Consider the following 24099-nt stretch of genomic DNA (forward strand, 5'->3'; position numbering starts at 1 on the left):
GACCCTTCACCGGCTCCGACTGGGGCGATTCGCTCCAAGGTAACTCACCCATCCAGACGGTCCTCGGAAGTTCAGGCAATAATCGCGGAGGATCTCTCTACAGGTGACGACCGCTCCGAACCTAGCGTCGAGGAGGAAGGCACAACCTCTAGGAGCAGGCCATGACCCAACTCATCCGACCCGACGAGCGCACCGTCCCGGAGTTCGCCGCCGGCCCCGCAAAGCAACTGCTGATCGACGGCCAGTGGGTCGACGCACAGTCGGGCGAAACCGTGGCATCGGTCGATCCGACCACCGGCCGGCCGCTGCCCGAGCTGGCCCGTGGCGCTGCTGCGGACATCGGTCTGGCGGTTGCCGCGGCTCGCCGCGCGTTCGAGGGCGCCTGGGGTGGTTTCCGCCCCCGTGACCGCGCCCGCGTGCTGAACTGTCTGGCCGACCTGATCGAGGCACGGTCCGAGGAGTTCGCGACGATCGACGCCGTCGACATGGGCGTCCCGCTCAACGTTGCCCGCTGGATGGCGGCGACGGCCGTCAACACTTTCCGGTACGCGGCCTCGATGGCGCTCGACATCCACGGAGACACCGTGGAGAGTTCGCTGCCGGCCTCGATGTTCACCTACACCCTCAAGGAGCCGGTCGGAGTCGTCGGAGCCATCATCCCCTGGAACGGCCCACTGTTCGCAGCGTCCTGGAAGCTGGCGCCGGCGCTTGCCGCCGGCTGCACTGTCGTGCTCAAGCCGGCCGAGCAGGCGTCGCTGACACCGCTGCTGCTGGGGCAGCTGTTCCAGGAGGCCGGATTCCCTCCCGGCGTGGTGAACATCGTCACCGGGCTCGGCGAAGCCGGTGCAGCCCTCGTCGAACATCACGACGTCGACAAGATCGCTTTCACCGGCAGCACCGCCACCGGGCAGCGCATCATCCAGGCGTCTGCCGGCACCGTGAAGCGACTGACCCTCGAACTCGGCGGTAAGTCGCCGCACATCGTCTTCGCCGACGCCGACCTCGACGCCGCCGCAGGCTCCGCGGCGATGGGCGCGTTCTCGCTGTCCGGTCAGATCTGCTCCGCGGGTACCCGCCTGTATGTCGAACGCGGCATCTACGACGAGTTCACCGAGAAGGTGGCGGAAATCGGCCGGTCGCTTCGTCTGGGTGACCCGCTCGACGCCACGACCGACCTCGGGCCGCTGGTCTCGCGCGAGCAGCTGGACCGCGTGTCGTTCTACCTCGAAGACGGCGCGGCCCAAGGAGCCGTTGCCCGCAGCGGCGGCGCCCGGGCCACCGACGGAGCACTGGCCGACGGCTTCTTCGTCCCGCCGACCCTCTTCACCGGCGTCACCGACGATATGAGGATCGTCCGCGAGGAGATCTTCGGCCCGGTCCTGTCGGCCCTCCCGTTCGACGACATCGACGACGTGATCAAGCGCGCCAACGACACCCCGTACGGGCTGGCGAGCGGCGTCTGGACCCGGGACGTCGGCCGCGCCCACACCGTCGCACGCGGCCTGCGCGCCGGCATGGTGTTCGTCAACAACTACAGCGCCACCGACCCCGCTCTCCCGTTCGGCGGCTACAAGACGTCCGGTTACGGACGGGAGAACGGCCGCGAGTCGATCGAGGCCTATCTGGAGACCAAGGCCGTCTACCTGCAGACCGCCTGACTTCGCCCGCTCCCCGGACGGCCCCGCCGGCCCCGGCCACCCGACAGCAACGCACTCCACGTTTCCTGCTCCAGGCCGCCGTCGGCGGGGCACCGCCCGCCCCTGCCTCGCCATTCCGCCCTGCCTTGTCCAACGAAGGAAAACCGTGACCTCGCCCCCGCCGACGGGGCCGTCGCGCGATCACCGATGACTGCTGATGGCCTTCGCCGCCGTCGCACAGCTGCTGTTCGTGCTCGACCGCTGGTTGGCGATCTGCAGCCAGGCGGTCAGCCGGGCGTTGAAGTCGTCCGGTCCGGTGAACAGACGGCCGGGCGGGAAGCCGGTCCCCCGGTGGCCGTTCGCGCGCTCGGCCAGGCCCTTCGCTTCCGGGTCCCGGGGCCGGCAGAGCTGCACCCGGATGGCGAGCAGGCCCGCGAACGCGGCGAACTCGCTGGTCAGGCGTCCCTTGCCGACTCCGGCTTCGTTGTCCCAGACCAGCGTCTTCGGCACGGCTCCCCAGGCGGTCAGCAGTCGCCAGTGGGCGTCGATCAGATCGCCCGTCTGCCGTGATGGCAGCATCCGAGCCGTAATCACCCGTGAGTAACCGGACACGATGACCAGCACCGGCGGCCGCCCGCCCTGGCCGTAACCGAGCGGGATGTCCACGGGCGGGAACCACAGGTCGCACTGGTCGAGTTCACCCGGCTCATTGACCGTCCGCGAGACAGGGGTCCACCGGCAGATGAGCGGGCCGCAGCTCACGCACCCGCTCCCGCAGGATCGTCAGCCCCCGTTCCCAGCCGATCCGCTCCGCGATCACCGTGACGGGCATCGTCGGGGTCTGTTTCAGCAGCTCCCGCACGGCCCGGCTCCACCACCTCCACCGCCGAGCCCTTCGGCGCCCGCCGATACCGCGGCGGACGGTCCGAGGCCAGAGCCCGCAGCCGCCGTCCGGCGTCCCCGCCGTAGGCCGTGACAAGGACTGGGGCGTTTCTTGTGAACCGCCCGCAACACAGCGTGACGGGATCAAGATTTGCCAACCAGCCTGCTCCATGTGCCAGCTAAAATTCTCGGTCGCAGGGGGAGCCGCCGCTGCCTCCGAACGCATTGCATAAAAGTGCATGGGATCGTATAGTCATGCCATCTGGAGGAGGATGGACATGGCGGTACGTGCGGCGGTGGCCGGAGCGAGCGGGTACGCGGGCGGAGAGGTCCTGCGGCTGCTCCTCGCGCACCCCGAGGTCGAGATCGGCACCCTGACCGGCAACTCCAACGCGGGCCAGCGTCTGGGCGCGCTCCAGCCGCATCTGCTCCCGCTGGCCGACCGGGTGCTGGCGGAGACGACCCCCGAGGCCCTCGCCGGGCACGACGTCGTCTTCCTCGCGCTCCCGCACGGGCAGTCCGCCGCCGTCGCGGAGCAGCTCGGCCCGGACGTCCTCGTCGTCGACATGGGCGCCGACTTCCGGCTGGCCGACCCGGCCGACTGGGAGCGCTTCTACGGCTCCCCGCACGCCGGTACCTGGCCCTACGGCCTCCCCGAACTGCCGGGTGCCCGCGCCGCGCTGGAGGGGTCCAAGCGCATCGCGGTACCCGGTTGCTACCCCACCGCCGTCTCCCTCGCCCTGTACCCGGCCTACGCCGCCAGGATCGCCGAGCCCGAGGCGCTGATCGTCGCCGCCTCCGGCACCTCCGGCGCGGGCAAGGCGCCCAAGCCGCACCTGCTGGGCAGCGAGGTCATGGGCTCCATGTCGCCGTACGGCGTCGGCGGCGGCCACCGGCACACCCCCGAGATGATCCAGAACCTGAGCGCGGTGGCGGGGGAGCGGGTCGCCGTCTCCTTCACGCCCACGCTGGCGCCGATGCCCCGGGGCATCCTCGCCACCTGCAGCGCCAGGGCCGTGGCCGGGGTGACGGGCGAGTCCGTGCGCGCCGTCTACGAGAAGGCCTACGCCGACGAGCCCTTCGTCCACCTGCTCCCCGAGGGCCGGTGGCCCGCCACGGCGTCCGTCCACGGTTCCAACGCCGTTCAGGTGCAGGTCGCATACGACGAGGCGGTGGGCCGCATCATCGCGATCAGCGCCATCGACAACCTGACCAAGGGCACCGCCGGCGGTGCCGTCCAGAGCATGAACCTCGCCCTGGGTCTCGCCGAGACCACCGGGCTGACCACGATCGGAGTTGCGCCGTGAGCGTGACGGCAGCGAAGGGATTCACGGCCGCGGGCATCGCCGCCGGGATCAAGGAGAGCGGCAACCCGGACCTGGCCCTCGTGGTCAACACCGGGCCCCGCCGGGCCGCCGCGGGCGTCTTCACCTCCAACCGCGTGAAGGCCGCGCCGGTGCTGTGGTCCGAGCAGGTCCTCAAGAGCGGCCAGGTCTCGGCAGTCGTCCTCAACTCCGGCGGCGCCAACGCCTGTACCGGTCACAAGGGCTTCCAGGACACCCACGCGACCGCCGAGAAGGCCGCCGAGGTGCTGGGGCTCGGTGCCATCGAGGTCGCGGTCTGCTCGACCGGCCTGATCGGCGTGCTCCTGCCCATGGACAAGCTGCTGCCGGGGGTCGAGACCGCGGCCGCAGCCCTGAGCGAGCACGGCGGCGAGAAGGCCGCCATCGCCATCAAGACCACCGACACCGTGCACAAGACGTCCGTGGTCACCAGGGAAGGCTGGACCGTCGGCGGCATGGCGAAGGGCGCCGGCATGCTCGCCCCCGGCCTCGCCACCATGCTGGTGGTCCTCACCACGGACGCGGTCGTCGAGAGCGAGGCGCTCGACAGGGCGCTCCGCGCCGCGACCCGCACCACCTTCGACCGCGTCGACTCCGACGGCTGCATGTCCACCAACGACACCGTCCTGCTGCTCGCCTCCGGCGCCTCCGGGACCACCCCGGAGCACGCGGAGTTCGCCGAGGCCGTCCGCGCCGTCTGCGACGACCTCGGCCAGCAGCTGATCCGGGACGCCGAGGGCGCCAGCAAGGACATCAGGGTGGAGGTGGTCAACGCCGCCTCCGAGGACGACGCCGTCGAGGTGGGCCGCTCCATCGCCCGCAACAACCTCCTCAAGTGCGCCATCCACGGCGAGGACCCCAACTGGGGCCGCGTCCTCTCCGCCATCGGCACGACGAAGGCCGACTTCGAACCGGACCGGCTGAACGTCGCGATCAACGGCGTCTGGGTCTGCAAGAACGGCGGGGTCGGCGAGGACCGCGAGAAGGTCGACATGCGCTACCGCGAGGTGCACATCGTCGCCGATCTCGCCGCGGGCGCCGAGACCGCCACCATCTGGACCAACGACCTGACCGCGGACTACGTCCACGAGAACAGCGCGTACTCGTCATGAGCACCACGCGCAAGCACACCGCGCTGCCCAAGGCGCAGACCCTCATCGAGGCGCTGCCCTGGCTGGTCCGTCACAACGGCAGGACCGTCGTGATCAAGTTCGGCGGCAACGCCATGATCGACGAGGACCTGAAGGCCGCCTTCGCCCAGGACGTCGTCTTCCTGCACCACGCCGGCCTCAAGCCGGTCGTCGTGCACGGCGGCGGCCCGCAGATCAGCGCCGCCCTCGACAGGCACGGCATCGTCAGCGAGTTCAAGGCCGGCCTCAGGGTCACCACCGAGGACGCCATGGACGTCGTACGGATGGTGCTCGCCGGGCAGGTCCAGCGCGAGCTGGTCAACCTGCTCAACCAGCACGGGCCGCTCGCCGTCGGACTGACCGGCGAGGACGCCCACACCATCACCGCAACCAAGCACCGGCCCGAGATCGACGGCGAGCTCGTCGACATCGGGCGGGTCGGCGAGATCACCTCGATCGACACGGGCGCGATCGAGGCCCTGCTCGCCGACGGCCGCATCCCGGTCGTCTCCTCGATCGCCCGCTCCCAGGACGACGGACATGTCTACAACGTCAATGCTGATACGGCGGCTGCGGCACTCGCTGCTGCTCTGGGCGCCGAAACCCTCATGGTCCTCACCGACGTGGAGGGCCTCTACGAGGACTGGCCGAACTCCGACGAGGTGATCAGCCGCCTCACCGCTTCCCAACTGGAGAAGCTGCTGCCGGAACTCAGCTCCGGCATGGTGCCGAAGATGGAGGGCTGCCTGCACGCCGTACGCAACGGCGTCACCACCGCCCGCGTCATCGACGGCCGGGTCCAGCACTCGATCCTGCTGGAGATCTTCACGGACGAAGGCATCGGCACGATGGTCGTGCCGGACCAGGAGGGGGAGTCATGAGCAACCAGGAACTGACCACGCGCTGGCAGGGCGCGCTCATGAACAACTACGGCACCCCGCGACTGCCCCTCGTCCGCGGCGAGGGGGTCAAGGTCTGGGACGCCGAGGACCGCCCGTACTTCGACCTGGTCGGCGGTATCGCGACCAACGCGCTCGGCCACGCCCACCCCGCGATCATCGAGGCCGTGACCCGGCAGATCGCCGCCCTCGGCCACATCTCCAACTTCTTCATGGCCGAGCCCACCGTCGCCCTCGCCGAGCGGCTGATCCAGCTCTTCGGCCGGGAGGGCCGGGTCTTCTTCTGCAACTCCGGCGCCGAGGCCAACGAAGCCGCCTTCAAGATCGGCCGGCTGACCGGGCGGACCCACATGGTCGCCACCGACGGCGGCTTCCACGGCCGCACGATGGGCGCCCTCGCACTCACCGGACAGCCCGGCAAGCAGGACCCGTTCCGCCCGCTGCCCGCCGACGTCACCCACGTCCCCTACGGCGACGCGCAGGCCCTGGCCGCCGCGGTCACCGAGGAGACCGCGCTGGTGATCATCGAGCCCGTCCAGGGCGAGAACGGCGTGGTCGTGCCGCCGCCCGGCTACCTCAAGGCGGCCCGCGCGATCACCGCCGCCACCGGCGCGCTGCTCGTTCTCGACGAGGTGCAGACCGGCATCGGCCGCACCGGCACCTGGTTCGAGTACCAGGCCCACGAGGGCGTGCTGCCCGACGTCGTCACCCTCGCCAAACAGCTCGGCGGCGGGCTACCGCTCGGCGCGACCGTGGCCTTCGGGCGCGCCGCCGAACTCCTCCAGCCCGGCCACCACGGCACCACCTTCGGCGGCAACCCGGTCGCCTGCGCCGCCGGCCTCGCCGTCCTCGACACCATCGAGAACGAGGGGTTGCTGGAGAACGTCAAGCGGCAGAGCGGGAGGTTGCGGGACGGAATCGAGGGTCTGGGCCACCGGTTGATCGATTATGTCCGGGGCGCGGGCCTCCTCCTGGGTATCGTGCTCACCGAGCCGCTGGCAGCGCAGGTGCAGCAGGCGGCTCAGGAGGCCGGGTTCCTGGTGAACGCGCCCGCCCCGGACGTCGTACGGCTGATGCCCCCGCTGAACCTTCGCGACGACGAGGCGGACGCCCTGCTGCGGGCCCTGCCCGGCATCCTCGACGCAGCGAGCGGGGACGGACGATCCGGAGAATGAGACGACGATGAGCCAGGCGCAGGAGTTCGACCAGTCGGGCGGGGCGGGGCCCGCGGTGCCGCAGACCCGGACCGCCCGGCACCGCCGGATCGTGGACATCCTCAACCGGCAGCCGGTGCGCTCGCAGAGCCAGCTCGCGAAACTGCTGTCCGACGACGGGCTGACGGTGACCCAGGCGACGCTCTCCCGGGACCTCGACGAGCTGAACGCGGTGAAGATCCGCAACACCGACGGCGAGCTGATCTACGCGGTCCCCAGCGAGGGCGGCTTCCGCACGCCGCGGGCCCCGCTGGGGGAGTCGGCGAAGGAGGAGCGGATGCGCCGCCTCTCCCAGGAGCTCCTGATCTCCGCCGAGGCCTCGGCCAACCTGGTCGTCCTGCGCACCCCGCCCGGCGCGGCCCAGTTCCTCGCCTCCTCGATCGACCAGGCCGAGCTGCACGACATCCTCGGGACCATCGCGGGCGACGACACGGTGCTGCTGATCAGCAGGGAGCCGACCGGCGGCCAGGCCCTCGCGGACCACCTGCTGCGGCTCGCCCAGAACGGCCACTGACGGAGCCCCGTGAGGGGCGCGAGGAACGGCGCGACCAGCCCCCACCGGGCCCGCAGCCGAAGAGCAGGCCGTGGCCGCCGACCCGCGTGCGGGGCCCGGCCGGCCGACGGACAATGACCGTGTGATCTTCCGCGGCGAGCGGTCAGGCGGGCGGGCAATCCCCTGGCGGCCGTCGAACGTACACAAGGGTGTGTCGGGATTCCGGTCCCCTGTCGGCCGTCTCCCGGACGAGGCTCTGCTGTCCGGGCTGGCCACCGGAGACCCGGAGCTCGCCGAGGTCTTCGTACGGAGGTTTCAGCACCGGGTCTTCGGGGTCGCGATGGCCGTCACCCGGGACCAGCAGCTCGCCGAGGACGTCGCCCAGCAGACGTTCGAGCGCGCATGGCGGCATGCCCAGATCTACGACTCGCGCCGCGGCTCGGTCGGGACCTGGCTCACCACCATCGCCCACAACCTCGCCGTCGACGCCGTCCGGGCCCGGCGGACGGAACCGATGGCACCCGAGGACCTCGACCCCCTCCTCGACGCCGTCACCGAGACCCCCGAGCGGTGGGCGCTGGCCGAGGAGGCCTCCACCCAGCTCCGGGCCGCGCTGGCCCGGCTGCCGCGGGACCAGGCCAGGGCCCTGATGATGGCGGGCATCTACGGCATGACGGCCCAGCAGATCGCCGACGCGGAGCGGATCCCGCTGGGCACGGCCAAGACGCGGATCAGAGCCGCGATGGCGAAACTCCGCACCGCGCTCGCGTCCCCGAAGGGAGGCGACCATGTCCGGTGACGCGCACTGCGCGAAGCTGCGCGAGGTGGGCGCCGAACTGGCGCTGGGCGTCCTGCCCGGCCGCGAGCGGGCCGAGGCGGTCGCCCACCTGGACGGATGCGCGGACTGCCGGGAGTACGTGCGCCAACTCACCGGGATCGGTGACCGGTTGATCGGCCTGCTGCCGGAGGGCGACCCGCCGCCCGGCTTCGAGACCCGGGTGGCGCGCCGCCTGGCCGAGCAGGTGACAGGAGCCGAGGGGACCCGGCCCGCCCATGCCGCCCAGGTCCGGCACGGCCGCGTCCGGCGCCTCCGGCTGCGGCTCGCCGCGGTCGCCGCCACCGCCGCGGTCGCGGTCGGTTTCGCCGGCTGGGCGATCGGCAGCGCCGTCGAGGGCGCCGTCACCGCCTCGGCGCCCGCGGTCGAGTCCGAGCCCGTGCTGGTCGGGGACATGATCCCGGCCGGCGGCGGACAGCCCGTCGGCGAGATCTACGCCCACCCCGGCAGCCCGGCCTGGATGTTCGTCTCCCTCGCCCTCCCCGGCACCTCCTACGACGGCAGGGTCACCTGCCTCCTCGCCCGCGCCGACGGCACGACCACGCGGATCGGCGACTTCCCCCTGCGGGACGGACGCGGCAACTGGGGCGCGGCGGTCCCCGTGGACCTCACCAGGTACTCCGCCGCCCGCCTCACCTCCGCCGACGGCACCGTCCTCGCCACCGCCCAGCTGCAGAAGGGCAAGGTGGTGACCCCGAAGGGGTCATGACAGCACCGCACCCTCGCCGAGCCGGTGCAGCAGGGCGTACGGCCCCTGCCGCCCGAGGAGATCCGCGGGCGCCCCGTCCTCGACGACCCGGCCGCGGTCGAGGACCACGATCCGGGTGGCGTCGCGGACGGCCGGCAGCTGGTGCGAGACGACCACGGTGGTCCGCCCGGCCATGAGCCGGCGCAGCGGCTCCATGACCCGCCGCGCCGAGCGGACGTCCAGTCCGGCGGTCGGCTCGTCCAGCAGGAGCACCGGGGCGTCCCGGATCATCGCGCGGGCGATCGCCAGCCGGCGGCACTGGCCGCCGGAGAGCGTCCGGCCACGCTGTCCGACGAGCGTGTCGTAGCCGTCCGGGAGCCGCTCGACGAACTCGTGGGCGTCCGCGGCCCGCGCCGCCGCGACGATCTCCGCCTCCGTGGCCGACGGCCGGCCGTAGGCGATGTTCTCCCGCACGGTGCCGTGGAAGACGAGCGTCTCCTGCAGCACCACCGCGATGTTCTCCCGCACGTCGGTCAGGCTGAGCTCGCGCAGATCGGTCCCGTCGAGACGGACCGCGCCCCGGTCGGGGTCGTAGAACCGCAACTGCAGCTTCGCGAGCGTGGACTTGCCCGACCCGCTCGCCCCGACCAGCGCCAGCGTCTCCCCGGGAGCCGCCCGGAACGACACCTCGGACAGCGCCCAGGCCGTCGTGCCGGGATAGCGGAACCACACCCCGTCGAACTCCACCGTGCCGCGCGCCCGGCGGAGCCGGCGCGCGCCGGCCGCCTCGGTCACCTGGGGCCGCTCGTCGAGCAGTTCGATGATCCGCTCCGCGGCGGCGGAGGCCGTGTAGAAGGTGGTGCCGAGCCCGGACAGCCCGTGGACCGGGCTGTACATCCTGCCGATCAGCGCGAGGAAGACCAGCAGCCCGCCGAGCGTCAGCTGCCCCTGGGCCAGCTTCCAGGTGCCCAGAGCCAGCACCGCGAGGCCGCCGGCCACCTCCACGAACTCGACCGCGGGCGCGTACACGGCACGGAGCCGCGCCGAGGCCATCGCCGCCCGGAACCGGCCGGTGTTCTCCCGCTCGAACCGGCGCGCCTCCCACGCCTGCCGGTTGTACGCCTGCACGAGGACGACGTTGCCCAGCGACTCCTCGGCGATCGCGCCGAGCGCCCCGCCGCGCCGCCTGCGCTCCCGCGAGGCCTCCCTCACCCTCCGCGAGAAGTACCGGGCCGCGCCCCAGAACAGCGGTACGACGACGAGGGCGAGCAGGGTCAGGTCCCAGCGCAGGTAGACCAGCATGCCGAGGTAGACGCCCAGGCTGATCACGTAGTACAGGGCGTCCGCGACTCCCGAGAGCAGGAACGTCTCCACGGCGTCGACGTCGCCCGTCACCCTCGACAGCACGTCCCCGAGCCGCCGGCGCTCGAAGAAGCCGAGCGAGAGGCCCTGGACATGCCGGAAGACGTCGGCGCGCAGGGCGAGCAGGAAGCGCTCGCCGACCCAGGTGGAGGTCACGTCGTCGGCGAAGCCGAGCACGCCGGAGCAGAGGACGAGGCCGAGGTAGGCGGGCGCGATCCACAGGAAGGGGCGCAACTCCCGGGCCACGAGCACGTCGTCGACGACGAACTTGAAGAGCCAGAGCTCCGCGGCGTCGGCGGCCGGGCCGGTCAGGCTCAGCACGACGAGCGGCACGAGCCAGCGGCGGCCGCCTCGGGTGTACGGCCAGAACCGCCGGAAGACCTCGCGCGGGGGAACCGGGGGAGCGGCCGTGACCACTTGCGCCATGAGAGGGGTTCCTGGAAAGCACCGGCGGAACGGACCGGCTGACCCGTGACCGGTCCGCGCCGCCTTCAGGTGTGGTCAGTAGCGGTTGCCGTGGTCGTGCCGGTCGCCGTGGTCGTGCCCGTGCCCGTGCCCGTGACCGTGCCGGTCGCCGTGGTCGCGGTCACGGTCGTGGCCGTGCCCGTGGCCGTGACGGTCGTCGTGGTCGTGGTCGTGCCGGTTCTTGAACGGCATGAGGTTGCTGAAGACAGCCATGGTGTTCCTCCTGAAACTTGCGTCACAGGGGGTACGGCCGAGAGGGGAATCGGGATGGCCTTCGGCGGCACAAATCCGAAAAATGTCGCGACGACGTGCGAATGTCCTTCGTCCGCAGGCCAGTGGTCGCGCAGTTCCCCGCGCCCCTGAAAGACAAAGACCCAGCCGCGGGCAGTCGGTCCGCCGCGGGCCGGTGGGGGTCGCTCGCGCAGTTCCCCGCGCCCCTTGCGGGGCGCTGTGTCGGCGCTTCTCTCAAGCTGCGGGCAGTCGTGCCGCCGGGGCGGCACGGGTGGGCGCGGCGGCACCCGGCAAGCGCCGGTGAGCGGCCCCACCCCTCACGTCAGCCCAGCCGCGCGGCCAGCCCTCCGGTGCACCGCACCTCGTCCCCCGCCGTGATCAACAGCCCCTCCACGTCCGGCAGCGACTCCAGCCAGGCCAGCCCGGCCCGCGACCCCATCGCGAACGCCGCCGTCGCCCAGCAGTCCACCCACGTCAGCCGCGGCCCCACCACCGTCACCGCCACCAGGTCCGTCACCGCCGACTTCCCGGTCCGCGGATCGACGATGTGGGCGCCGCGCTCCGCCGTACCGGACGTGGCCACCGCCAGTTCGTCGACCCCGGCCGCCGAGATCACCGCCGCCAGCCCGCCCGGCCGCAACGGGTCGGCGATGCCCACCCGCCACGCCCGCGTCGGCTCGGGCGCGCCGAACATCTGGACGTCGCCGCCGCCGTTCACGCTCACGCCCCGCACCCCGGCCACCCGCGCCAGCGTCCGCGCCGCCCGCTCGGCGGACCAGCCCTTCACGATCCCGGTGGGATCGAGCCGCCCCCGGTAGCGCGTGCTGAACCAGCCGTCGCTCACCCGCTCCGCCTCGGCCGCCAGTTCCAGCACCTCGGCCACCTCGGGATCGCAGTCGGCGACGCCGATCTCCTCCCGCGCCAGCCGGGACACCTGGCTGTCCTCGCGGTAGGTGCTGAACACCTCGTCGACCCGGTGCAGCCCGGCGACCGCCTCGTCCAGAGCCGCCCGTACGGCGTCCGGATCCCCGCCGCGGACGTCGAAGGAGAAGACGGTCCCCATGACCTCCTCCGCGTGACGTACCGCGGCGGGAGCTTCCGCGGACTCGGCCACCGCCTCAGCCACCGGCCTGGTCCAGCGCCGACTGCAGGGACTGCTTGTAGCCGGTACTGGTGTAGGTGGCCCCGGAGACGGAGTCGATGTTCGCGCTCTGCGCCGCGACCGCTTCCTTGTTGAGCTGGGGCACGGACAGTGCGGTCTTCTGGTCGCTGGTGCCGCCCTTGGGCGCCTGCACCGCCTCCGCCTGGGTGATCTTCCCGCCGGAGACGGTGATCCGGACCTGGACCGGCCCGTACTGGGTCTGCGCGACCTGCCCGGTCACCGTCTTGGCCTGCGCCTGCGCGGACCCGGAGGAGGACGAGCCGGAGGAGGACGAGCCGGAGGAGGACGAGCCGGACGACGCGCTCGCTTCCTTCAGCTTGTCCAGGGCCGACTGCAGGGACTGCTTGTAGCCGGTACTGGTGTAGGTGGCCCCGGAGACGGAGTCGATGTTCGCGCTCTGCGCCGCCACCGTCTCCTTGTTGAGCTGGGGCACGGACAGTGCGGTCTTCTGGTCGCTGGTGCCGCCCTTGGGCGCCTGGATCGCCTGGGCCTGGGTGATCTTGCCGCCTGCGACGGTCAGCCGGACCTGGACGACCCCGTACTGGGTCTGGGTCGCGTCCCCGTCCACCGTGGCGGTGCCGGCGGCCCCGGTGCCGCCCTGCGGCGACTCCTGCCCGGCCGCCGCGGCCGACGGGGCCGCGCCCGCCGCCGATGCGGACGCCGGGTCCGACGACGGCTTCAGCGACAGCAGCAGCACGACACCGGACACGGTCGCCGCGGTGGCCAGCACCACACGCCTGATGGGGTGACTCTTCCTCATCGCTTACGAACTCCCGATTCCCTGGATTCCCGTGTGGTCCCGTCGCTCACATCTCGAACGACTCGTGATGGATGCGGCGGGCGGGAACTCCCGCGCCGCGCAGTGCTTCGTACACGCCCTGAGCGAACCCGGGCGGGCCGCACATGAAGACGTCGTGGTCGACGATGTCCGGGATCTTCCGCTGGAGGTTCTCCGCGGAGATGTCAGGACGCTCGCCCTCCGGGCTGTTGACCGCGTACATCAGCCTGGCCCCGCGCTCGTTGGCGATCTTCGCCAGCTCGTCCCAGAGCGCCAGGTCCTGCGTGGTGTTGGCGCGGTAGAGCAGGGTCAGGTCGCCCGCGGCGCCGGGCAGCGTCTCGAACAGCGCCCGCATGGGCGTGATCCCGACGCCGCCCGCCACCAGCAGGACCTTGCCGCGGCTGCGCCGGGACGCGGTCATCGCCCCGTACGGCCCTTCGGCCCACACCTTGGTCCCGGGCCGTAGTTCGCGCAGCCGCGCGCTGTGGTCGCCGATCGCCTTGACGGTGATCCGCAACATGTCGGGGCGAGGCGCCGCCGACAGGGAGTACGGGTGCGAGCTGAACCGCATCCCGGGGGCCATGAACCGCCAGCGGAAGAACTGGCCGGCCTCCGCGCCCATCCGGTGCAGCTTGCGCCCGCCGATCAGCACCGAGACGATGCCCGGCGTCTCCTCGATGACCGCCTCGACCCGCATCCGGTGCCGCAGGTTGAGCCGGATCGGGGTGAGGATCCGGTACCAGACCACCAGCGCGGTCACCGCGCCGTACAGCCCGTACCAGAAGGTCTTGGCCATCGGCGTGAGGGCGAAGTCGTTGCCGGTGGTGATCTGGTGCCAGAACGTCAGGAACACCGCCGCGTAGGTCAGCAGGTGCACGTGGTACCAGGTGTCGTACGGCATCCGGCGCCGCACCGGCCCGATCGAGGTCAGGCCGATGACGACGAACAGGCCGGTCCCGATGGCCGCCTTGCCCATGTCGGGCAGCTGGTTCACGGAGTCGATGGTCTGCTGGACGATGTCGTTCAGCGTCTTGCCGGCCTGCAGCGCATAGCCCCACATGATGAGGAAGACGTGCGCGAAGACCAGGCAGAGCGTGTAACGGCCGCTCATCGCGTGCCAGCGGGCGACGCGGTCGGAGCCGACCCGCCGCTCCAGCGCGGGCACCCGGGCCATCTGCAGGACCACCAGGGCCATCAGATAGCCGGCCAGCAGGCCGGTGATCCGGCCCGCGTTGAGGATCTTGCCGTTCTGGTCGGCGATGGACGGGGTGTTGTGCCACCACAGCCAGAGCACGGCCGCCGCGCCGGCCCAGACGGCGAGCAGCAGCGGTACGGCCGGTGAGCGGCGCGGGCGGATGCGGCGCATCGTCTGGCGGCGGGCGGCACGTCCGCCTGCGAGCGTGGTGGTCACGGTTCCTCCGTAGGGACTTGACCCTTGGCCCACAGGTACGTGCCGCACTGCCTGAGCGTTCAGAGTCCCGCGGAGTCCAGTGCGGACTGGAGCGACTGCTGGTAACCCTGGCTGGTGTAGGTGGCCCCGGAGACGGTGTCGATGCTCGCGCTCTGTGCCGCCAGCGCCTCGCTGCGCAGCTGCGGGAGGGCGTACTGGTTGATCTCCTGGTCCCGTGGGTTGTCCGTCGGGTACTGGACCGCCGTGACGTCGGTGATCCTGCCGCTCTTGATCGTCACCTTCACCTGGACCGGGCCCCAGCGGGTCTGGACGGTGTCCCCGGTGACGGTCCTGGTGCCGGAGCTGCTGCTCCCGGACTTGCCGGACTTGCCGGACTTGCCGGAGTCGCCGGTCGCGCCCGGGGAGGCGCTCGCGGAGGCCGACGGGGCGGGGGCCGCCGAGTCGGTGACCACGGTCGGGGCGGTGTGCGGCTTCAGCGCCAGCAGCATCACGATCCCGGAGACGGTCGCGGCGCTCGCCAGGAGCACGCGGCGCAGGGGACGGTTCTTGTTCAGCGGGTGCACGGCAGGGGCCTCACAGCTCGAACGACTCGTGGTGGATGCGCCGGTCCGGCACCCCGGCCGCGCGCAGCGCCCCGTACAGCTCCTGGGCGAAGCCGTGCGGACCGCAGATGTAGACGTCGTAACCGGCGAGGCCGGGGAAGGCCGCCCGCAGCGACTCCGCCGTGAGGGCGGGGCGCTCGCCCCGCGGGCCGTTGAGGGCGTAGCGCACCTGGGCTCCGCGCCAGCGGGCTATCGCCTCCAGCTCGCCGCCCAGGGCCAGATCCTCGGCCGTACGCGCCCGGTAGAGCAGGGTGACGTCGCCGGGGAGGGTCTCGAAGAGCGCCCGCAGCGGGGTGACGCCGACGCCGGCCGCGATCAGCAGGGTCCGGTGGCTGGTGCTCCGGTCCGCGGTGAGGGCGCCGTACGGGCCCTCCGCCCACACCCGGGTACCGGGGCGCAGCAGCGGCACGGCCGCACTGTGGTCGCCGAGCGCCTTGACCGTGATCCGCAGCAGGTCGCCGCGCGGCGGCGCCGAGAGCGAGTACGGGGTCGACGTCCGGCCCATGCCGTCGCCGCCGAAGAACCGCCACCGGAAGAACTGCCCGGCCCGCGCCCCAAGCTCCCCGATCCGGCGGCCCTGGACGACGACCGAGTACACGCCCGGCGCCTCCTGCTGCACGGAGTGCACCCGCAGCCGGTGCCGGAGGTTGAGCCGCACGGGTGCCAGGATCCGGAACCACACCACCAGGGCCGCGACGCCCAGGTAGAGCGCGTACCAGAAGGCGGTGGCGAGCGGCTTGCCGTTGAGGTCGTTGCCCAGCGTCAGCTGGTGGAAGAAGGCGAGGAAGACGGCCGCGTAGGTGAGCAGGTGGACGTAGTACCAGAACTCGTAGCTGGTCCGGCGCCGCGCCGCCCGCATCGAGGTGATCCCGACGGCGAAGAGGATCACCGTGGCGGCGGTCGCCTTGAGCATGTCGGGGTAGTCCAGGACGACGTCCATCGTCTCGTGGACGAGGGAGGCGTGGTCCTGGGCCGCGTACCCGCTGAGGATCAGCACGACGTGCGCGACCAGCAGACAGACCGTGTACCGGCCCGCCATCGCGTGCCAGCGGGCGACCCGGTCCGAGCCGACCCGCACCTCCAGCAGCGGCACCCGGGCCATCAGGCCGACGAGCACCGCGCAGGAGTACCCGCACAGCAGCCCGGCGATCCGCCCGGCCCCGGTCAGCCAGCCCGCCGCGCCCACGACGGAGCCGGTGTCCGACCACCAAAGCAGGAGCACGGCCGCCGCTCCGGCCCACAGCACGGCGAGCACGGCACCCGCGGGGGAGCGGCGCGTGGGCACGGCGGGGACGGCGGGTGCCGTACGCCGTTCGTCCACGGTCGTCATGAGTCGGGTCCTTTCTCCGGTCAGGACGCCACTGTGCAGCCCGAACCTCTGAGCACCTTCTGAACCGGCACCGGCAGAGCCGGCTCAGAGGAAACTCAGAGCACCCGGGGCCGCACCTCGCTCCCGGGAAGAGGGATGCTGGGAGACGCGATGAACACGACCCGCTCCGGCCGCCCCGCCCTCACCAGACCCGACGGCACCCAGCTGCGCGTCCTCGTCGTCGACGACGACCCCGACCTCGCGGAGGTCCTCACCGGTGCCCTGCGCTACGAGGGCTGGGAGACCCGTGCGGCCGGTGACGGCGCGAGCGCCCTGGCCGCGGCCCGGGAGCTGCTGCCGGACGCGGTGATCCTGGACGTGATGCTCCCCGACACGGACGGGTTCTCCGTCCTCCGCTCGCTCCACCAGGTCAAGCCGGACGTCTGCGTGCTCTTCCTCACCGCCCGGGACGCCGTGGAGGACCGGATCGCCGGCATCACCGCGGGCGGCGACGACTACGTCACCAAGCCCTTCAGCCTGGAGGAGGTCGTCGCCCGGCTGCGCGGCCTGCTGCGCCGCGCCGGCATGGCCCGCCAGCAGGAGGACGGCCCCCGCCTCGTCGTCGGCGACCTCACCATGGACGAGGAGGCCCGCGAGGTCACCCGGGCCGGCGAACTGATCGAGCTCTCCCCGACCGAGTTCGAACTCCTCCGCTTCCTGATGCGCAACCCCCGTCGCGTCCTCAGCAAGGCACAGATTCTCGACCGCGTCTGGTCCTACGACTTCGGCGGCCGCGCCCATGTCGTCGAGCTGTACATCTCCTACCTGCGCAAGAAGGTGGACGCGGGCCGCGAGCCCATGATCCACACGGTCCGCGGCGCCGGATACGTCCTCAAGCCGGTGACCAGGTGAAACTCCTACGGCGACTACGGCGGCTACGGCACCTGCCCCGCCCCCGCACCCTGCGCGCCCGCCTCACCGCGGGCCTGGTCGTCCTGCTGGCCGTGAGCTGTGCGGCCGTCGGCGTCGCCGCGGTCGTCGAGCTGAACGGCTTCCTCACCGGGCGCCTCGACCAGCAGCTCCAGCAGAGCGGGCCGAGCTTCCCGCAGTCCCTCGAACACGGCAAGTACAAGCCCAGCGACCGGGACGGCGACGAGCACGGTGACACCCGCCGCCAGGCCGCCGGCACCTTCGGAGCACGTCTCCTGAACGGCCGGATCACCAACGCGGCCCTGATCCCGGCCGACGACGACCCGGACCTGACCGTCGGCCTCACCACCGGCGACCGCTCGGTCCTGGCCGGGGTACCGGTGGACGGCCGGGGACACACGGTCCACCTGAGGTCGATCGGCGACTACCGGATCGTGGCCTGGGCCGGCATCGACGGCGACGTCCTGATGACCGGTCTGCCCCTGGAACCGGTACGGGCCACCGTCCACCGTCTGGAACTGGTCTCCGCCGGCGTCTTCGGCCTCGCCCTCGCCGCGGCCGGGGTGGCCGGCGCCCTCTGGGTACGCTGGTCCCTGCGCCCGCTGAGCCGGGTCGCGGCGACCGCCACCCGGGTCAGCGAGCTCCCGCTCGCCAGCGGCGAGGTCGCCCTGCCGCCCCGCGCCCCCGAGTCCGACCCCCGCAGCGAGGTCGGCCGGATGGCCGCCGCCGTCAACCGCATGCTGGGCCACGTCGAGGACGCGCTCACCAAACGCCACGCCAGCGAGGAACGCCTGCGCACGTTCGCCGCCGACGCCAGCCACGAGCTGCGCACCCCGGTCGCCTCGGTCCGCGGCCACGCGGAACTGGCTCTGCTCCACCCGGGCTCGGTGCCTCCGGAGATCACCCGGGCCCTGCAACGCATCGCCGCCGAGTCCTCCCGCATGGGCGAGATGGTCGACGACCTCCTCCTCCTGGCCCGCCTGGACGCGGGCCGCCCCCTGGAGAGCCACCCGGTCGACCTCACCCACCTGATCCTGGACGCCGTCACGGACGCCCGCGCCGCGGGCCCGGACCACCGCTGGACCCTCGACCTCCCCGAGGACCCGGTGACGGTGACCGGCGACACCCACCGCCTCCAGCAGGTCCTGGCCAACCTGCTGGCCAACGCACGTCTGCACACACCCGCCGGCACGAAGGTGACGGTGACCCTGGAGACGGACGGCGCGCGGACGGTCCTCCAGGTCCACGACGACGGCCCCGGCATCCCTCCCGACATCCAGCCCGGCGTCTTCGAACGCTTCACCCGAGCCGAACACCGCCGCCGCCCGGACGCCTCCGGCGGAGGCGCGGGCCTCGGCCTGTCGATCGTGGCGGCGGTGGTGGAGGCACACGGGGGGACGGTGACCGTGGAGAGCGCCCCGGGGTCAACGACGTTCACAGTGAGGCTGGCGGCGACGGCAGCTTCCTAGGGGCGCGGGGAACTGCGCGACCAGCCACACACAACGGGCACCCGCCAACGCACCCGTACCACTACGGCGCAGCGCAACCTCAATACCGGGTGAGAGCGGTGTCCCCGCTCACCGTCCCCATGGCAATATGCGGCCCCTTCTTCGGATCCGCCCACTGCAGGATCCGCCGCATCGCATCCTCCGGCACCGACACACACCCGGCCGTCGCCCCCGCCCCGTTGACGTGCAGGAAGATCCCGGCCCCCCGCCCCCGCACCGGCTTGTCGTAGTTGAACCCGATCACCAGCGCGTATCCGTACTGCGTCGTGTACGACGACAGCTTCTCCGACTCCGCGGCGCGGCAGTCGGACGGCAGCGGCTCCACCCAACGGTTGTAGGAGGTGGAGTCGTTGTCCTGGCACCACCACGAATTCGCCGTCACCGGCCGGTACTCGACGGCGGTTCCGGCCGGCGCCGCCTGGAGGCCGAACCCGAACGGAAGGCCGTACAACCCCGTAGGGGTCGTGTTCGTGCCCTGCTGCCGGTTCGCCCCCTCGACCAGCCCCTTCGCCCCGAAGCGGGCCTCGGCCGACCCCACCTGCGCCCACGTCCCGTCCCGGCGCTCCCACCAGGTGAGCGTCCCCGACGTCGAGCTCAGCGCGGACGCCTCGGCGGTGATCAGCTGGCTGCCGCCGCCCGTGTCGGCCATGACGGCCGGCAGCGGCTGCGGATCCCCGCTCCCCGGCGCCGCACCGAGCAGGAGCAGGGACGCGGACACGAGGGTGGCGACGAGGCGTGGACGCATGGCTCAGACGCTAGACGGAGGCAGCGGCAACGGCAGCCCGGGTAGGCCGTCCAGGCTCACCGCGATGTGGTCCTTCTTCTCGAAGTACGCGCTCAGCGAGGCGTCGTCCTCGCGCGCGAACCGCCTTTCGTGCAGTTCACGGTCGGCCTCGTACGCCATGTAGGGGACCGCGTAACCGCAGCTGTCGCGAATGAGTTCGGCGTGGACGACGATGACCGCGCGCAGGCCGTGCAGGGACGGGTCGATGTCCGGGAAACGGGTGAGGAGTTCCGCGAAGCGCGGGTCGTCGCGGAAGACCGCCTCGCCGCGCCCGTGGACCCGCACGATGTTCGGCGGGCCCTGGAACGCGCACCACATCAGGGTGATGCGGCCGTTCTCCCGCAGATGGGCGATGGTCTCGGCGTTCGAGCCGGCGAAGTCGAGGTAGGCGAGGGTGCGTTCGTCGAGTACGGCGAAGGAGCCCGTCAGGCCCTTGGGGGAGAGGTTGACCGTGCCGTCGCCCGCGAGCGGGGCGGTGGCGGTGAAGAACAGGGGCTGTTCCTCGATGAACGTACGGAGCCTGCCGTCGATGCGTTCGTAGGTCTTTCCCATGAGACTCCACTGTGGCCGCCCCGGCCGGCGCTGTACACGGGGCGGCCACAGCTGCCTGTCACGTCACTTGGTGAGCGTGCAGGCGGCCAGGGAGTCGAGACCGGTCGGCTTGGTCGACGTGCGGCCGATCGCGATGGCGATCCGGTCGATGGTGGACTTCCGCTTGTCCGCCAGCGGGCCGAGGATCGCGTTCTGGACGAAGTTCGGGCCGCCCTGGCCGACCGTGGTCTGGAGCCGGTTGTTGGCCTCGGAGATCTGAGTCTGGAGCAGGGTGAGGTTGCGGTCGACCTCCGCCTGCGCGGAGGCGGGGATCGCCGGCAGCTGGGAGGCGACGTCCGGGCAGGTGATCGTGCCGACGGCACTGGTGTTCGTGTTCGTGCTGCCGGTGCTGCCCGTCGACTGCTGCTGGGTCGCCGCCGTGCTCGGGGTGGCCGAGGCGGTGCCCGTCGCCGTCCCGCTTCCCGTGTTCGTGCTCGTCCCGCTCGCGTTCAGGGTGCACGGTGCCAGCGAGTCCAGGCCGGTCGGCTTGGCGGCCGTACGGCCGATCGCGGTCGCGATCCGGTTGATGGTCGCGACACGCTTGTCCTTGAGAGGACCGAGGATCGCGTTGTTCACGAAGTTCGGCCCACCCTGGCCCACGGTGTCGACCAGCCGCTTGTTGGCCTCCTGGATCTGCGTCTGCAGGAGCGTGAGGTTTCTGTCGACCTCGGCCTTCGCGGTCGCGGGGATCGCCGGCAGCTGGGAGGCCACGTCCGGGCAGGTGATCGTGCCGGGCGAGGCGGCGAGGGTGCGGGCATTGCTGGTGTCGCTGCTCTTGTCCGGTGTGCCGGCGAGGGCCGAACCGGCGATGACCGCACCGGACAGCGCCACGGCGGCAGCGCCGCCGATGAACACGACACGACGCTTGTTGTACTTCGGAAGAGCCCTGGACATGCGGATGCCTCACTTGGGTCAGAGGTGGGTTTACAAACGCGGCGCCAGCGTTCAGGGATGGGTACGAGTAAGCGGTTTCGTTTGTTCAAACCTTTTTCACATCGGTCGGCAGAAGCTGGCCGGATTGACGAATCATGCAGAGGTCTGCATACTCATGCATAGTGAGCGGATGTACGTGAGGAGGGACCCATGACCGAGCGCGTCGTACTCGCCTACTCCGGCGGGCTGGACACCTCCGTCGCCATCGGCTGGATCGCCGAGGAGACGGGCGCCGAGGTCATCGCCGTCGCGGTGGACGTCGGCCAGGGCGGCGAGGACCTGGACGTCATCCGCAAGCGCGCCCTGGCCTGCGGCGCGGTCGAGGCGGAGGTCGCCGACGCCAGGGACGAGTTCGCCGACGAGTACTGCCTCCCGGCGATCAGGGCCAACGCCCTGTACATGGACCGCTACCCGCTGGTCTCCGCCCTCTCCCGGCCTGCCATCGTCAAGCACCTGGTGGCCGCCGCCCGCAAGCACGGCGCGGGCACGGTAGCCCACGGCTGCACCGGCAAGGGCAACGACCAGGTCCGCTTCGAGGCCGGCATCGTCGCCCTCGCCCCCGAGCTGACCTGCGTCGCCCCGGTCCGCGACTACGCGATGACCCGCGACCGGGCCATCGCCTTCTGCGAGGCGAAGAACCTCCCGATCGCGACCACCAAGAAGTCCCCGTACTCCATCGACCAGAACGTCTTCGGCCGCGCCGTCGAGACCGGCTTCCTGGAAGACATCTGGAACGGCCCGATCGAGGACATCTACGAGTACACACAGAACCCGGCCACACCGCGCGAGCCCGACGAGGTGGTCGTCACCTTCGAGGCGGGCGCCCCGGTGGCGGTCGACGGCAGGCCCGTCACCGTCCTCCAGGCCGTCCAGGAGCTGAACGAGCGCGCGGGTGCCCAGGGCGTCGGCCGCATCGACATGGTCGAGGACCGCCTCGTCGGCATCAAGTCCCGCGAGGTGTACGAGGCCCCCGGCGCGATCGCGCTCATCACGGCCCACCAGGAGCTGGAGAACGTCACCGTCGAGCGCGAACTCGCCCGCTACAAGCGGCAGGTGGAGCAGCGCTGGGGCGAACTCGTCTACGACGGCCTGTGGTTCTCCCCGCTCAAACGCGCCCTGGACGGTTTCGTCAACGAGGCGAACCGGCACGTCACCGGAGACATCCGCATGACGCTCCACGGCGGCCGCGCGGTCGTCACCGGCCGCCGCTCCGACTCCTCCCTCTACGACTTCAACCTCGCCACCTACGACACCGGCGACACCTTCGACCAGGCCGCGGCCAAGGGCTTCATCGACATCTACAGCCTGTCGTCGAAGATCGCCGCGCAGCGCCATCTGCGGGCACAGCCCGACGTAGACCAGGCATAGATCTGCAAGGATCTGCGCTACCCGTCAACCCTTCCTAGGAGCAACGCAAGTGAGCAGCAACAGCGGTGACGTACGGCTCTGGGGCGGCCGTTTCGCCGACGGTCCCGCCGAGGCCCTGGCGAAGCTGTCCGCGTCCGTCCACTTCGACTGGCGGCTCGCGCCCTACGACATCGCCGGTTCGCGTGCCCACGCGCGCGTGCTGCACAAGGCGGGCCTGCTCACCGAGGACGAACTCCAGCGCATGACCGCCGGCCTCGACCGGCTCGAAGCCGATGTCGCCGACGGCTCCTTCGTCGGGACGATCGCCGACGAGGACGTCCACACCGCCCTGGAGCGCGGCCTCCTGGAGCGCCTCGGTCCCGACCTCGGCGGCAAGCTGCGCGCCGGCCGCTCCCGCAACGACCAGGTGGCGACCCTCTTCCGGATGTACCTGCGGGACCACGCCCGCATCATCGGCGGCCTGATCGCCGACCTCCAGGACGCCCTGGTCGGCCTCGCCGAGGCCCACCCGGACGTGGCGATGCCCGGCCGCACCCACCTCCAGCACGCCCAGCCGGTCCTCTTCGCCCACCACGTCCTGGCCCACGTGCAGTCCCTCACCCGGGACGCCGAGCGGCTGCGCCAGTGGGACGAGCGCACGGCGGTCTCCCCGTACGGCTCCGGCGCCCTCGCCGGGTCCTCCCTCGGCCTGGACCCGGAGGCGGTGGCCAAGGACCTCGGCTTCGAGCACGGCAGCTCCGCGAACTCCATCGACGGCACGGCCTCCCGCGACTTCGTCGCCGAGTTCGCCTTCATCACCGCGATGATCGGCGTGAACCTCTCCCGGATCGCCGAGGAGGTCATCATCTGGAACACGAAGGAGTTCTCCTTCGTCACCCTGCACGACGCGTTCTCCACGGGCTCGTCGATCATGCCGCAGAAGAAGAACCCCGACATCGCGGAGCTGGCCCGCGGCAAGTCCGGCCGCCTGATCGGCAACCTGACCGGCCTGATGGCCACCCTCAAGGCGCTCCCGCTCGCCTACAACCGCGACCTCCAGGAGGACAAGGAGCCGGTCTTCGACTCCTGCGACCAGCTGGAGGTCCTGCTCCCCGCCTTCACCGGCATGATGGCCACCCTCACCGTCCACCGCGAGCGCATGGAGGAACTGGCCCCGGCCGGCTTCTCCCTCGCCACCGACATCGCCGAGTGGCTGGTCAGGCAGGGCGTCCCGTTCCGCGTCGCCCACGAGGTGGCCGGCGAGTGCGTCAAGGCGGCAGAGGCCGAGAACAAGGAACTCGACGAGCTGACGGACGACCAGTTCGCCAAGGTCTCCGCCCACCTGACCCCCGAGGTCCGCTCCGTCCTCGACGTCCCGGGTGCGCTTGCTTCGCGCAACGGCAGGGGCGGCACGGCGCCCAGCGCGGTGGCGATCCAACTGACGGAGGTCAAGGCGAACGTGGCGGCCCAGCACGAGTGGGCGGCAGCAAAGAAGCACGCCTGAGGGGAGCGCCCCGTCAGGGGCGCGGGGCGTAGTCGATATGCGGCTCCGCCGCGTGGGCGCG

At 71.7% G+C, this 24099-nt stretch carries 24 protein-coding genes; 12 read left to right on the top strand and 12 right to left on the bottom strand.

From position 1 onward, the window contains the following. The first annotated feature begins 161 nt into the window (after nt 1-161). Nucleotides 162-1658: an aldehyde dehydrogenase family protein gene (locus ACIQVL_RS24095; protein ID WP_403476317.1), complete on the top strand. Its 1497-nt coding sequence runs from the start codon at nt 162-164 to the stop codon at nt 1656-1658. A 180-nt stretch (nt 1659-1838) separates the two neighbouring features. Here the strand turns inward: ACIQVL_RS24095 and ACIQVL_RS24100 are convergent, their stop codons facing one another. Together ACIQVL_RS24100 and ACIQVL_RS24105 are read right to left on the bottom strand one after the other, a co-directional pair. Continuing rightward, nucleotides 1839-2303, bottom strand: coding sequence for a DDE-type integrase/transposase/recombinase (locus ACIQVL_RS24100; RefSeq protein WP_403476318.1), 465 nt, complete (start codon nt 2301-2303; stop codon nt 1839-1841). A gap of 40 nt (nt 2304-2343) precedes the next feature. Then, nucleotides 2344-2499 carry a hypothetical protein gene (locus ACIQVL_RS24105; RefSeq protein ID WP_403476319.1) on the bottom strand — a complete coding sequence of 52 codons (156 nt, stop codon included), beginning with the start codon at nt 2497-2499 and terminating at the stop codon, nt 2344-2346. A 298-nt stretch (nt 2500-2797) separates the two neighbouring features. Here ACIQVL_RS24105 and argC point away from each other — a divergent pair, with 298 nt between their 5' ends. From argC to ACIQVL_RS24140, 7 genes are all read left to right on the top strand, one after another. Beyond that, nucleotides 2798-3826 carry an N-acetyl-gamma-glutamyl-phosphate reductase gene (argC, locus tag ACIQVL_RS24110; protein WP_403429482.1) on the top strand — a complete coding sequence of 343 codons (1029 nt, stop codon included), beginning with the start codon at nt 2798-2800 and terminating at the stop codon, nt 3824-3826. Continuing rightward, entirely contained in the window at nt 3823-4974 is a 1152-nt protein-coding gene (gene argJ, locus ACIQVL_RS24115) for a bifunctional glutamate N-acetyltransferase/amino-acid acetyltransferase ArgJ (RefSeq protein WP_403429483.1), read from the top strand. The genes argC and argJ overlap by 4 nt, the downstream gene beginning before the upstream one ends. After that, nucleotides 4971-5873 carry an acetylglutamate kinase gene (gene argB, locus ACIQVL_RS24120; RefSeq protein WP_403429485.1) on the top strand — a complete coding sequence of 301 codons (903 nt, stop codon included), beginning with the start codon at nt 4971-4973 and terminating at the stop codon, nt 5871-5873. Before argJ ends, argB begins: the two co-directional genes overlap by 4 nt. Then, nucleotides 5870-7066, top strand: coding sequence for an acetylornithine transaminase (locus tag ACIQVL_RS24125; RefSeq protein ID WP_403476320.1), 1197 nt, complete (start codon nt 5870-5872; stop codon nt 7064-7066). Before argB ends, ACIQVL_RS24125 begins: the two co-directional genes overlap by 4 nt. Before the next feature lie 7 nt (nt 7067-7073). Then, nucleotides 7074-7619, top strand: coding sequence for an arginine repressor (locus tag ACIQVL_RS24130; protein ID WP_351704256.1), 546 nt, complete (start codon nt 7074-7076; stop codon nt 7617-7619). Nucleotides 7620-7809: 190 nt separating this feature from the next. Beyond that, the gene (locus ACIQVL_RS24135) at nt 7810-8397 is read left to right on the top strand and encodes an RNA polymerase sigma factor (protein ID WP_403429489.1); all 588 of its coding nucleotides are present in this window, start codon (nt 7810-7812) and stop codon (nt 8395-8397) included. Beyond that, nucleotides 8387-9142, top strand: coding sequence for a zf-HC2 domain-containing protein (locus ACIQVL_RS24140; protein WP_403476321.1), 756 nt, complete (start codon nt 8387-8389; stop codon nt 9140-9142). Before ACIQVL_RS24135 ends, ACIQVL_RS24140 begins: the two co-directional genes overlap by 11 nt. On the opposite strand, the gene ACIQVL_RS24145 is transcribed toward ACIQVL_RS24140, so the two are convergent. The 7 genes from ACIQVL_RS24145 to ACIQVL_RS24175 all read right to left on the bottom strand — a co-directional run bounded on the left by ACIQVL_RS24145 (nt 9137) and on the right by ACIQVL_RS24175 (nt 16462). Continuing rightward, nucleotides 9137-10909, bottom strand: a complete 1773-nt coding sequence (locus tag ACIQVL_RS24145) for an ABC transporter ATP-binding protein (protein WP_403429493.1) — start codon at nt 10907-10909, stop codon at nt 9137-9139. The two genes, ACIQVL_RS24140 and ACIQVL_RS24145, sit on opposite strands and share 6 nt — an antisense overlap. A 75-nt stretch (nt 10910-10984) precedes the next feature. Next, nucleotides 10985-11161, bottom strand: coding sequence for a hypothetical protein (locus ACIQVL_RS24150; protein ID WP_403476322.1), 177 nt, complete (start codon nt 11159-11161; stop codon nt 10985-10987). 340 nt (nt 11162-11501) lie between these two features. Beyond that, a complete protein-coding gene (locus ACIQVL_RS24155; protein ID WP_403429496.1) occupies nt 11502-12242 on the bottom strand; it encodes an FAD:protein FMN transferase in 741 nt (246 codons plus the stop codon). Between the two features lie 55 nt (nt 12243-12297). After that, nucleotides 12298-13101 carry an FMN-binding protein gene (locus tag ACIQVL_RS24160; protein WP_403429498.1) on the bottom strand — a complete coding sequence of 268 codons (804 nt, stop codon included), beginning with the start codon at nt 13099-13101 and terminating at the stop codon, nt 12298-12300. Between the two features lie 46 nt (nt 13102-13147). After that, nucleotides 13148-14530, bottom strand: coding sequence for a ferredoxin reductase family protein (locus tag ACIQVL_RS24165; RefSeq protein ID WP_294001523.1), 1383 nt, complete (start codon nt 14528-14530; stop codon nt 13148-13150). A 59-nt stretch (nt 14531-14589) separates the two neighbouring features. Further along, the gene (locus tag ACIQVL_RS24170) at nt 14590-15093 is read right to left on the bottom strand and encodes an FMN-binding protein (RefSeq protein WP_403476323.1); all 504 of its coding nucleotides are present in this window, start codon (nt 15091-15093) and stop codon (nt 14590-14592) included. Nucleotides 15094-15103: 10 nt separating this feature from the next. Further along, entirely contained in the window at nt 15104-16462 is a 1359-nt protein-coding gene (locus ACIQVL_RS24175; RefSeq protein ID WP_403476324.1) for a ferric reductase-like transmembrane domain-containing protein, read from the bottom strand. Between the two features lie 150 nt (nt 16463-16612). On the opposite strand from ACIQVL_RS24175, the gene ACIQVL_RS24180 reads away from it, so the two are divergent. Both ACIQVL_RS24180 and ACIQVL_RS24185 read left to right on the top strand, forming a co-directional pair. Further along, complete coding sequence (locus ACIQVL_RS24180; protein WP_403429503.1) at nt 16613-17353, top strand: response regulator transcription factor; 741 nt, start codon at nt 16613-16615, stop codon at nt 17351-17353. Further along, the gene (locus ACIQVL_RS24185) at nt 17350-18840 is read left to right on the top strand and encodes a sensor histidine kinase (RefSeq protein WP_403476325.1); all 1491 of its coding nucleotides are present in this window, start codon (nt 17350-17352) and stop codon (nt 18838-18840) included. Before ACIQVL_RS24180 ends, ACIQVL_RS24185 begins: the two co-directional genes overlap by 4 nt. 79 nt (nt 18841-18919) lie before the next feature. On the opposite strand, the gene ACIQVL_RS24190 is transcribed toward ACIQVL_RS24185, so the two are convergent. From ACIQVL_RS24190 to ACIQVL_RS24200, 3 genes are all read right to left on the bottom strand, one after another. Beyond that, nucleotides 18920-19624 (bottom strand): L,D-transpeptidase, encoded by a 705-nt coding sequence (locus ACIQVL_RS24190; protein ID WP_403476326.1) that lies wholly within the window; start codon nt 19622-19624, stop codon nt 18920-18922. A 3-nt stretch (nt 19625-19627) separates the two neighbouring features. Then, nucleotides 19628-20215, bottom strand: a complete 588-nt coding sequence (locus ACIQVL_RS24195) for a pyridoxamine 5'-phosphate oxidase family protein (protein WP_403476327.1) — start codon at nt 20213-20215, stop codon at nt 19628-19630. Between the two features lie 63 nt (nt 20216-20278). Continuing rightward, entirely contained in the window at nt 20279-21148 is an 870-nt protein-coding gene (locus ACIQVL_RS24200) for a hypothetical protein (RefSeq protein ID WP_403429511.1), read from the bottom strand. 189 nt (nt 21149-21337) lie between these two features. On the opposite strand from ACIQVL_RS24200, the gene ACIQVL_RS24205 reads away from it, so the two are divergent. Both ACIQVL_RS24205 and argH read left to right on the top strand, forming a co-directional pair. Beyond that, complete coding sequence (locus ACIQVL_RS24205; RefSeq protein WP_403476328.1) at nt 21338-22555, top strand: argininosuccinate synthase; 1218 nt, start codon at nt 21338-21340, stop codon at nt 22553-22555. Nucleotides 22556-22604: 49 nt separating this feature from the next. Beyond that, complete coding sequence (gene argH, locus ACIQVL_RS24210; RefSeq protein WP_403476329.1) at nt 22605-24038, top strand: argininosuccinate lyase; 1434 nt, start codon at nt 22605-22607, stop codon at nt 24036-24038. Nucleotides 24039-24099 lie beyond the last annotated feature (61 nt).

Source organism: Streptomyces sp. NPDC090499, assembly GCF_044769305.1.
In the GTDB taxonomy this organism is placed as follows: Bacteria; Actinomycetota; Actinomycetes; order Streptomycetales; family Streptomycetaceae; genus Streptomyces.